The following is a 10,133-nucleotide window of genomic DNA, read 5'->3' on the forward strand; positions in this document are numbered from 1 at the left end:
TGCCGACGCGGTCAAGGGCGGATTGTCCACCCACCGCAGCACCTTGGGGCAGTACCCCGCGGCCCGCGGCGCCCGCTAGGCGCCGTTCGCGCGGGCGCTCCGAAATCGTGGGGGACCCCCTTCCGTTGCCGTGGGGCCACACCCACATGAGCCACGGCGCAGGTTCGTTCAGCCTGCCCGACGGTAGCCGGGGATGCCGGGACCGTGTCCCGCCGTACCCCTTATGCTTCCTGAGAAGGTATCGGGTGCGGGAAGGAGGAGAGACGCATGAATTTCGAGATCTATACCGAGCGCGCGCGCGGCTTCGTCCAGTCCGCCCAGTCGCTGGCGGTGCGCGAGGGCAACCAGCAGTTCACCCCCGAGCACCTCCTCAAGGTGCTGATGGACGATCCTGAGGGCCTGTGCTCGGGCCTCATCCAGCGTGCGGGCGGCAATCCCACGCTGGTGCGCGCCGATGTGGAAGCGGCGCTGAAGAAGCTGCCGAAGGTGTCCGGCGGCTCGGGGCAGGTGTACGTGTCCCAGCAGCTCGCCAAGGTGTTCGAGACCGCCGAGCAGGCGGCCAAGAAGGCGGGCGACGGCTATGTCACCGTCGAGCGGATGCTGCTCGCCCTCGCCATCGAGAAGGACACCGACGCCGGCAAGATGCTGGCGAAGGCCGGCGTGACGCCGCAGACCCTGAACACCGCCATCGAGGCGCTGCGCAAGGGCCGCACCGCGGACAGCGCCACCGCCGAGAACGCCTATGACGCCCTGAAGAAATACGCCCGCGACCTCACCCAGGCCGTGCGGGACGGCAAGCTCGACCCGGTCATCGGCCGCGACGAGGAGATCCGCCGCACCATCCAGGTGCTGGCGCGCCGCACCAAAAACAATCCCGTGCTCATCGGCGAGCCCGGCGTCGGCAAGACCGCCATCGTGGAGGGCCTCGCCCGCCGCATCGTGGATGGCGACGTGCCCGAGAGCCTGAAGGGCAAGAGCCTGCTGGCCCTCGACATGGGCTCGCTCATCGCCGGCGCGAAGTATCGCGGCGAGTTCGAGGAGCGCTTGAAGAGCGTGCTTTCGGAAGTCGAGAGCGCGGAAGGCGGCATCATCCTGTTCATCGACGAGATGCACACCCTGGTCGGCGCCGGCAAGACCGACGGCGCCATGGATGCGTCCAACCTGCTGAAGCCTGCGCTCGCGCGCGGCGAGCTGCACTGCGTCGGCGCCACCACGCTCGACGAGTATCGCAAGCATGTGGAGAAGGACGCGGCCCTCGCCCGCCGCTTCCAGCCGGTGTTCGTCGCCGAGCCCACGGTGGAGGACACCGTCTCCATCCTGCGCGGGCTGAAGGAGAAGTACGAGCTGCACCACGGCGTGCGCATCACCGACTCGGCGCTGGTGTCGGCGGCGGTGCTCTCCAACCGCTACATCACCGACCGTTTCCTGCCGGACAAGGCCATCGACCTGGTGGACGAGGCGGCCTCGCGCCTGCGCATGCAGGTGGATTCCAAGCCCGAGGAGCTCGACACCCTCGACCGCGAGATCATGCGCCGCAAGATCGAGCAGGAGGCCCTCAAGAAGGAGACCGACACCGCCTCCAAGGATCGCCTGAAGCGCTCCGAGAAGGAGCTGGCGGACCTGGAGGAGAAGGCCTCCGTGCTGACCTCCAAGTGGAAGGCGGAGAAGGAGAAGCTCGGCGAGGCGACCACCGTGAAGGCGAAGCTCGACCAGGCGCGGGCGGACCTTGCCACTGCGCAGCGGCAGGGCGAATACCAGAAGGCCGGCGAGCTCACCTATTCGGTGATCCCGGAGCTGGAGAAGAAGCTCGCCGACATCGAGAAGGCGGGCAATGCCGGCCAGATGGTGGAAGAGGCGGTGACCCCCGGCCACATCGCCGGCGTCGTCTCCCGCTGGACCGGCGTGCCGGTGGACAAGATGCTGGAGGGCGAGCGCGAGAAGCTCCTGCGCATGGAGCTGGAGCTGGCGAAGCGCGTGGTCGGGCAGGCGGAGGCGGTGGCCGCCGTCTCCACCGCCGTGCGCCGTGCCCGCGCCGGCCTGCAGGACCCCAACCGGCCCATCGGCTCGTTCCTCTTCCTTGGCCCCACGGGCGTCGGCAAGACGGAGCTGACCAAGGCTTTGGCCGAGTTCCTGTTCGACGACGAGACGGCGATGGTGCGCATCGACATGTCGGAATACATGGAGAAGCACTCCGTGAGCCGGCTCATCGGCGCCCCTCCCGGCTATGTGGGCTATGACGAGGGCGGGGCGCTGACCGAAGCCGTGCGGCGCCGGCCCTATCAGGTGGTGCTGTTCGACGAGGTGGAGAAGGCGCATCCGGACGTGTTCAACGTCCTCCTGCAGGTGCTCGACGACGGGCGCCTGACGGACGGGCAGGGCCGCACGGTGGACTTCCGCAACGTGCTCATCGTCATGACCTCGAACCTCGGCGCCGAATATCTGTCGGACCCCCGCCAGCCCATGGGCTTCAAGGTGCCGAGCCACGACGGCGAGCAGCTCGTCTCCGACGAGGAGGCCTACGACATGGTGATGGGCGCGGTGCGGCGTCACTTCCGCCCGGAGTTCATCAACCGGATCGACGAGATCGTCATGTTCCACCGCCTGAAGCGGGATCAGTTGGACCACATCGTGGACATCCAGCTGGGCCGGCTGCGCAAGCTGCTTGAGGATCGCAAGATCACCATCGAGCTCTCCCCCGAGGCGCGCAGCTTCCTCGCCGAGAAGGGCTACGACCCCGCCTATGGCGCGCGCCCGCTGAAGCGCACCATCCAGAAGCTGGTGCAGGACCCGCTGGCCGAGCAGATCCTCGCCGGCACCATCCTCGACGGCGCCAAGGTGAAGGTGGGCCTGGAGAACGGCCACCTGACCTTCGCCAGCGAGGCGGCGAAGGTGGAGCACGACCAGGCGGCGTGAGGGTCAGGCCGGGGCGGGAACGCGCCGGGTTGGTTTGGAAGGACGGAGCCCCCGGTGCGATGCACCGGGGGCCGCTTGAAGGCGCCGCCTTTGGGTGCCGAGGGTTGGGGTAAATTGCATTGAAATTGGGTCGATCTCGACGACGGCTTACGACCCCATATCGGCCGTCCACTCACGCGGTCCAAATCCCAAAAGCGGACGTTACCCCGCAATGTCCCTTTGCCACGCCATAACCTTGGCTTTCTGCCCTTTGGTTCCCAGACGTTCCACAGCTCCTTCAAAAATGCCTCCGAAGGGATAAGGTCGGCACGGGGAATCAAAATGACGAAATATCTTCAGTACTTTCCTAGACCGTTGCTCGATGATCTGATCAAAGGTCGATGGCTACCCGTTGTCGGAGCAGGAATGTCGCTGAATGCAGTCTTGCCAACTGGTAAGAAAATGCCATTGTGGAGGGACCTTGGCAAAGCGTTCGAAGACGACCTTGCGGATTTTTCAGCAAGCAACCCTGTCGATGCCATGTCCGCCTACGAACATGAGTTTGGCAGAGCCCGCCTCATCGAGAGACTTTCCGACGTTCTGCATCTGCGGGATGCTTTACCTGGGGAGGCACATCGCGCTTTTTGCACGATAAAATTTGATCTTGTCTGCACCACGAACTTCGATTTCCTCTTAGAAAAACAATACGACCTCATCCCGAGGTACGTGAACCCCGTAGTCGATGAGGAGCAGTTGTCACTCGACATCACGCATGACGGGACAATCTTACTGAAGCTGCATGGTGACATACGGCATCCGTCGAGACTTGTTGTGACGGAGGGCGACTACGACGCCTTCCTCACCGAGTACCCGCTGATCGCAACTTACCTCTCCAATCTCTTGATCACCAAGACAGCTGTACTTATCGGATATAGCCTAGATGATCCCGACTTCCGACAGATATGGCAGGTGGTGGCGCAGCGCTTAGGCAAGACTCGCCGGCGAGCTTATGCAATCGCAGTGGGCGCACAGCCAGCAGACGTCGCCCGGTTTGCGCGGCGCGGCGTTACCCTCATTAATTTGCCGAAGACGAAGAAGGAGCAGTATGGCGAGGTCCTGGCCACTGCATTCGACGAGTTAGCGGCACACTGGCGCAGCAACGTTCTGGACGTCAGTACCGTAACCGAAGAAGCCCCTCTTCGAGAGTTGAAACTCCCGAAAGAGTCCAGTTCAAGGCTTGTTTTCTTCGCCGTTCCTCTGCACCGACTGCCAGTTTATCGAGAACGGGTGTTTCCTGCTGTTTCCAATATTGGCCTAGTTCCGGTGACGGCAGATGATGTTGTTTCGCCCGGAGATTCCATTAGTGCGAAAATCGACGCATTAATGGACAGGGCCGTGGCAATAGTTGTTGAGGTTGGCAGCACATGGACCTCCGCCGAACTCCGCCTTGCTTTGAGCCGCGCAAAAGAACCTAACCTTGTCGACAGCCGGGTCCCGCGGATAATTGTTGTCGGCGACATGAAAGACTCCTCGACGGCGGTCAACTTGAATCGGCATTTTATAACGCGAATTGATCTCGACGCCGAGAATGATGAGGGCATCTTGCGATTGGTTGAAGCGCTTCGTAGCGTAGTTCCGCACGAGGAGCGAGAAAGGCTCGAGCCGGCACGCCTCATTGAAAAGCACGAATATCGCGCTGCGGTTATTTCGGCTATGGGATTGCTTGAGGCCACGCTACGCAAACGGCTTGAAAAGCCTGATTGGAACAGTGTCTCTCGCCCGATGAGTTTGCGCCAACTAATAGATGTGGCGCTTTCTCAGAACCTGATCGACAACGTAAACCCTGGCCGCATCGCGGAGTGGATCAAGGTGCGCAACGACGCCGTTCACACCAACCTTCCCGTGAGCAAGGAGACTGCAAAGTCCATTGTCGACGGGGTTCTCGCATTACTCGGCCAGCCAATTTAGCATCCGCTCATGGCATTTAGCAGCTCATCCCGCGGGCAGTACCTGGCATTTTAAGGTCTGCCTCCGCTGCGGCCGGGACCAAAGCCGTCAGTCGGCTCCCCACCCCAAATCGGACGGTTCGCAATAGAGTGTCGAAGAAGGCTGGCGTGAGTCAGAAAGTCTTTTTGCCCACCACCCCCACCCTTGCCAGCCGCCCCTCAAGGCGGCAGTGTGCGGCGCACGCGGATGGGGGGTCGTCGGCGCGGATGCGGCCGGCACAGCAGGGGACACGGCGGGATCATGATGACGGACGATGGGATCGCCGCGGCCGGCGCGGGTGAGGACGGGGCGCGCGGGCGGGCGTTCGGGCCGGGGGTGCTCAGCCGGAGGTCCTTCCTCGTGGGCTCGGCCGTTTCCTTCGGCGCGCTGGGCCTTGCCGGCTGCGCCTCCATGGACGGCATGAGCCTCGCCGAGGCGCAGCAGGTCTACGGGCCGGTGCCGACGGAGAAGTTCCCGATCCCGGCGGTGGACGTCAACAAGGTCAATCCCAAATACTTCCGCCGCACCGTGGCCTTCGAGAGCAAGGAGGCGCCCGGCACCATCGTCGTCGATCCCGGCAATTATTACGTCTATCGCGTCGAGGGCGAAGGCACCGCCACGCGCTATGGCGCCAACGTCGGCCGCGCCGGCTTCCTGTGGAGCGGCGACGCCTATGTGGGCCGCAAGGCCGAATGGGCCACCTGGACCCCGCCCAAGGAGATGATCAAGCGCCAGCCCGAGGCGGCGAAATATGCCAACGGGATGCCCGGCGGCCTCGAAAACCCGCTCGGCGCGCGCACGCTCTATCTCTACCAGAACGGCAACTACACGCTGTACACCATCTATGCCAGCAGCGACCCCGAATCCATCGGCACCGGCGTCACCAGCGGCTGCGTCGGCCTGCTCAGCCAGGACATGATCGACCTGTATTCCCGCACCCCGGTGAAGACCAAGGTGGTCGTCCTGCCGGCCTGAGTCGCGATCCCGCTCCGGCCCCGCAGCGCGCCCCGGCCTCCCGCCGGCGGGGCGCTGCCTGTCACCGTCCCCGCATGATCCCCAGCAGCCCCTCGGCCATCTTCGTCGCCTCCCCCAGCACCGGCTTGCCGGCGGCCTCGCGGGCGAAGCAGGTGCGGAAGGCGGCGGCGGCGTCCTCCTGGGCCTTGAAGCCCTCCTCCATGCGCGGGTCGTCCTCCTTGCCGGACTTCTGCGCCGCCTCGATGAGGGCCTCGGCCTTGGCCGCGCCGTCTTTCCAGGCGGCCGCGCAGGCCGGCATGGCCGGCACCTGAAGGCGCGCCTCCGCCGAGCCGATCATCACGCGCCCGTCGGCAACGCGCACCACCAGCACGCTGTCCGGCGGCGCATCGCCGGAGACATCCTGGGCGAACAGCCCGAGCACGCCATAGGCCTCCTCGCCGGCGGCAGCGGCCAGCGGGAGGCGGGCGTAGCTGGAGAAGGCGGCATCGCGGCTGATGGTGAGCGTGAAGAAGACATCGTCGCCCACGGCGGCCTTGATGCCCTCCTTGAAGGCCGCCGGCGCGCCCTCGTCGGCGGCGCGGGCCTTCAGCCAGTCGGCGAACACCGGCTCGGGGGAGACCAGGACGAAGGTCGCGCCCGACTTGTCGGTGAACACCAGCCCGTCGGGGGAATCCGCGCCCAGATCGTTTGGGTAGAAGGTGTCCGGCGAATAGGTGGGCTTCGTCTCCAGCCCCTTGAAGCGCAGGGGGCCGAGCAGCGCCGTCATGCGCCGCTCGAGGTCGGTGCGCGCGGCCTGCTCGATCTTGTCGATCTGTGCCTCGCTCTTGCCGGCCTTCACCGCCGCCTCCACCGTCGCGGCGGCGGCGTTGCGGGCGGCGATATAGTCCTCCGCCGGCCCGGCCTGCGCGGGAAGCGCGCCGAGAAGCAGGGCGCAGACAATGAGCCGACGCGTGACGCGGGTCATGGGCGAATTCCTGAAGCCGTATGCCGGGCAGGCAGGCTGTCACAGCCGCGGCAAAAGGCAATGCGCGGCGCGCCCGCGATGACGGCGCGGGACCGTTTCGCCGGAATCGTGGTGGCGGGATGGTAAAGGCGGGATCAGGCGCGCGGACCGGCGCGCATCGTCCGCGCCGATCCGGTGTCGTGGGCTTGCCGAGGCGAGGGGCCCGGCTGGGGGTTAAGGGGTGCGGGACCTACTGCCCGCGCGCGGTGGCGAGGAGCGCCTCGGCGCGCTTCACCGCGGCGGCGAAGAAGGGCTGGTTCGGCGCCTCCTTGGCGAAGCAGGCGCGATAGGCGGCCGATCCCTCGTCGTTGATCTTGGCGATCTCGTCCCACCGCGGGTCCTGCTCCTTGTTGTCCTTCTCCACCTGCTTCTGCAGCACGTCGGCCTTGGCCTTGGCCGGCTTCCACAAGGCATCGCAGGCGGCGAGGGGCTTCACGTCCAGCTTCACCTGGGCGATGCCCACCATGGCCTTGCCGTCGGCGATGCGGACGATGGCAACGTCGTTGGGCGGCGTGTTGCCGGGCGGCTCGTCGATCTGGAGGCCGAGGGTCGCCACCGCCGTCTCACCCGCCGCCGCCACGGGCAGCTCCACATAGGGCTGGTAGAAGCCGCCGTCGAAGGAGAGGGCGTCGGTGTAGAATTCAGCGGTGGAGGCGGCCGGCTTCACGCCGCCGCCGAACGCCGCCGGCGCGCCGTCGTCCTTGGCGCGGGCCGCGAGCCAGGCCTGGAACACGCTGTCCGGCGTCACGACGATGCGGGTGGTGTACTCCTTGTTGGCGAAGGTCAGGCCGTCGAGCTGACGGGTGGGGCTGCTTTCGTCATAGATCAACGTCTGGAGCGTGTAGTTCGGGCCGGTAAGGCCCTTGAATTTCAGCGGCCCGAGGGCGGCGGCGAGGCGCTTGCCGAGATCCTTGAGGGCGGCCTCCTCGCGCTTCATCACCGCCTCGTCGCCGCTCTTGCCCGCCTTGGCAGCTGCGACAGAGGCCGCCACCGCCTTGTCGCGGGCGGCGACATAATCGCCGAGCGCATCGGCCGAGGCCGTCGCGGGCAGGGCGACGGCAAGAAGAAGGGTGCAGGCGAGCGAGCGAACGAGGCCTCTCATGGGCTGTCCTTTGGCGGTGGCGCGGGGCGTTTCCCCGGGCCGCAGCGGTAGCCGAACCATGGCCAAGGTCAAGCCCGGAATGCTGCTCCTTGCGAACGCCATCGCGGCATCGCCGGCGCCGTCCCGCGATGTCTTCTGCGGCCGGAGCCGGCGGCCCCGGCCTCAGGACCCTCAGTTGCTGGCGGCGCGCGCCTTGGCGCCGTTGGCGGAGGCGACCTTGGGCGGCACGGGCGCGTGGTTGAGCAGTGCGTCGATGCGCTCGCGCTCCTTCTTGAACTCGGCGAGGAAGCGCCCGTCCAGCGCCCGCCCGCGCGGCAGGCGGATGCGCATGGGATCCACGAAATTGCCGTTGATCTTCACTTCGTAGTGCAGATGCGGGCCGGTGGAGAGGCCCGTGGTGCCGATATAGCCGATGAGCTGGCCCTGACGCACCGTCACGCCCTCGCGGATGCCGCGGGCGAAGCCCGACTGGTGCGAATAGGTGGTGATGTAGCCGTTGGCGTGCTGGATCTCGGTGTGCTTGCCGTAGCCCGATTTCCAGGTGGCGTAGATGATGGTGCCGTTGCCGGCCGCATAGATGGGCGTGCCGATGGAATCCGCCCAGTCCACGCCGGTATGCAGCTTGGAATAGCCGAGGATCGGGTGGCGGCGGTAGCCGAAGGGCGAGCGCATGATGCCGCCGGCGAGCGGCTTTCGCACCAGGAACTTCTTCGCGCTCTTGCCCTCGTCGTCGTAATAATCGACCACGCCGTCGTCGGAGGTCTGGAAGCGGTAGTAGCGCCGCGTCTCCTTGTTCACGGTCAGGGCGGCATAGAGCACGTCGTTGGCGGCGCCCGGATCGTCCGAGAACAGCACTTCGAAATTGTCGCCGGGGCGCACGCGGCGCTGGAAGTCCACGTCGAAGGAATAGACCCGGATGATGTCGGCAATGACGGAGCGCGGCACGTCGTTGCGCAGCGCCGTCTCGTAGATGCTCTCATAGAGCCGGATGCCGGGCCCACTGTCGTCGTCGTCCGCATCTTCGGAGACGCCGGCCATCTCGGTTTCCGAGGGCTCGGGCACGTTGACGTATTCGTCCTTGTCGGAGAGCGCCACTGTGCCTTCGTGGCCGAGGTCGCTGAAGATGGAGATGCGCAGCGGGCGCACGCGCTTGTTCTCTTCCTGCATCAGCAGGTGCATGCGCAGGCCGTCCTTCACATTGCCCTCGCGCCCGCGCTGGAAAGCTGCGGCGGCGGCGCGGGCATCCTCTCGGGAGACGCCGTTGTCCACCAGGATGGATGCGATGGTGTCGCCCTTCTTCACCACCACGGTGGTGTCGGACCAGTCGTTGCCGCCGGAGGTCTCGTCTGACGTCTTGGGCACGAAGCTGATGTTGTCGGGCGCGGCGGGGGCGGGGGGATTCGCCGGCGCGTGGGCGCCGGGGATCGCAGCTCCGGGGAGGCCGCGGTTGCCCAGCGCGTCGCCGACGCTGGCGTAGGACAGATAGGGGGTCGGCGAGGCTTGGGGCGCGAAGCCAGGGGCGCCGACGATGGCGGCCGGCAGCCCGCCGGGACCGGGCGGCTGGCCAGGCTGGCCCGGCTGCATCCGGCTCAACTCGGCCACCTCGCGCACCTTCACCAGCACGCTGTCCATGGGAACGGCGGCGCCGAGCTTGGTGCTCTGCGGCAGCGCTGCGATATCGCGCATCACCAGCGTGACCTCGCCCGTGGGCTCGGCCTGGGGGGCGGTCTCCTCCTTGCTGGAATCGGCCACCAGCTGGGCAGGATTGTAGCGCGGGATGTTGGTGGAGACCGAAGTGGTGCTCATGGCGAGGTTCGCCGCCACCCGCGTGTAGGGCCGCACCTTGATGATCTCGCGATCGCCCATGCGGGTGGCAGTGGAAACCCGGAAGGTCTGCCGCGCCGAGGAGACGTCGCCGAGGAGCGACATGCGATCGCCCTTGCGGGCGGAGTTTACCGGACGCTCGCCGATGGCCAGGGCACCGCGTATGGCGTTGCGCACCTTTTCGGGCATGAGCGCGAAGCGATGCTCGCCATCGAGCGCGGCGTAAACGGCACCGCCCATCAGGAAGGAGCCGCACAGGGCCGTCAGCAGCGTGGCTGCGAACCAGCGCACGGATACCCGGCGCCGGTCGATATCCTCTTCATCTCCGTCCACCCCAAGCGGGGGGTCGTC

Annotated in this window: 6 protein-coding genes (1 of these 6 cut by a window edge); 3 read left to right on the forward strand and 3 right to left on the reverse strand. The window is 66.3% G+C overall.

Features of this window, described 5'->3' with window-relative positions:
• The first annotated feature begins 267 nt into the window (after positions 1 to 267).
• The 3 genes from clpB (at position 268) to ABLE93_RS13595 (ending at position 5,853) form a co-directional block, all read left to right on the forward strand.
• Positions 268 to 2,913, forward strand: coding sequence for an ATP-dependent chaperone ClpB (gene clpB, locus ABLE93_RS13585; RefSeq protein ID WP_348840352.1), 2,646 nt, complete (start codon positions 268 to 270; stop codon positions 2,911 to 2,913).
• Positions 2,914 to 3,234: 321 nt separating this feature from the next.
• Positions 3,235 to 4,860: an SIR2 family NAD-dependent protein deacylase gene (locus ABLE93_RS13590; RefSeq protein WP_348840353.1), complete on the forward strand. Its 1,626-nt coding sequence runs from the start codon at positions 3,235 to 3,237 to the stop codon at positions 4,858 to 4,860.
• Positions 4,861 to 5,139: 279 nt separating this feature from the next.
• On the forward strand, positions 5,140 to 5,853 hold the full coding sequence (locus ABLE93_RS13595) for a L,D-transpeptidase (protein ID WP_348840354.1): 714 nt from the start codon (positions 5,140 to 5,142) through the stop codon (positions 5,851 to 5,853).
• Positions 5,854 to 5,914: 61 nt separating this feature from the next.
• Here ABLE93_RS13595 and ABLE93_RS13600 read toward each other — a convergent pair whose 3' ends face one another.
• The 3 genes from ABLE93_RS13600 to ABLE93_RS13610 form a co-directional block, all read right to left on the reverse strand.
• Positions 5,915 to 6,817, reverse strand: coding sequence for a hypothetical protein (locus ABLE93_RS13600; RefSeq protein WP_348840355.1), 903 nt, complete (start codon positions 6,815 to 6,817; stop codon positions 5,915 to 5,917).
• 229 nt (positions 6,818 to 7,046) lie between these two features.
• Positions 7,047 to 7,958, reverse strand: a complete 912-nt coding sequence (locus ABLE93_RS13605; protein WP_348840356.1) for a hypothetical protein — start codon at positions 7,956 to 7,958, stop codon at positions 7,047 to 7,049.
• Positions 7,959 to 8,129: 171 nt separating this feature from the next.
• A protein-coding gene (locus ABLE93_RS13610) for a peptidoglycan DD-metalloendopeptidase family protein (protein ID WP_348840357.1) crosses the window boundary here: on the reverse strand, positions 8,130 to 10,133 show its 3' portion. The gene runs 60 nt beyond the window's last position; 2,004 of the gene's 2,064 nt are visible here — the last part of the coding sequence; its start codon lies beyond the right edge, outside the window; its stop codon occupies positions 8,130 to 8,132.

The sequence above is a fragment of the Xanthobacter pollutisoli genome, from assembly GCF_040044995.1.
Taxonomy (GTDB): Bacteria; Pseudomonadota; Alphaproteobacteria; order Rhizobiales; family Xanthobacteraceae; genus Xanthobacter.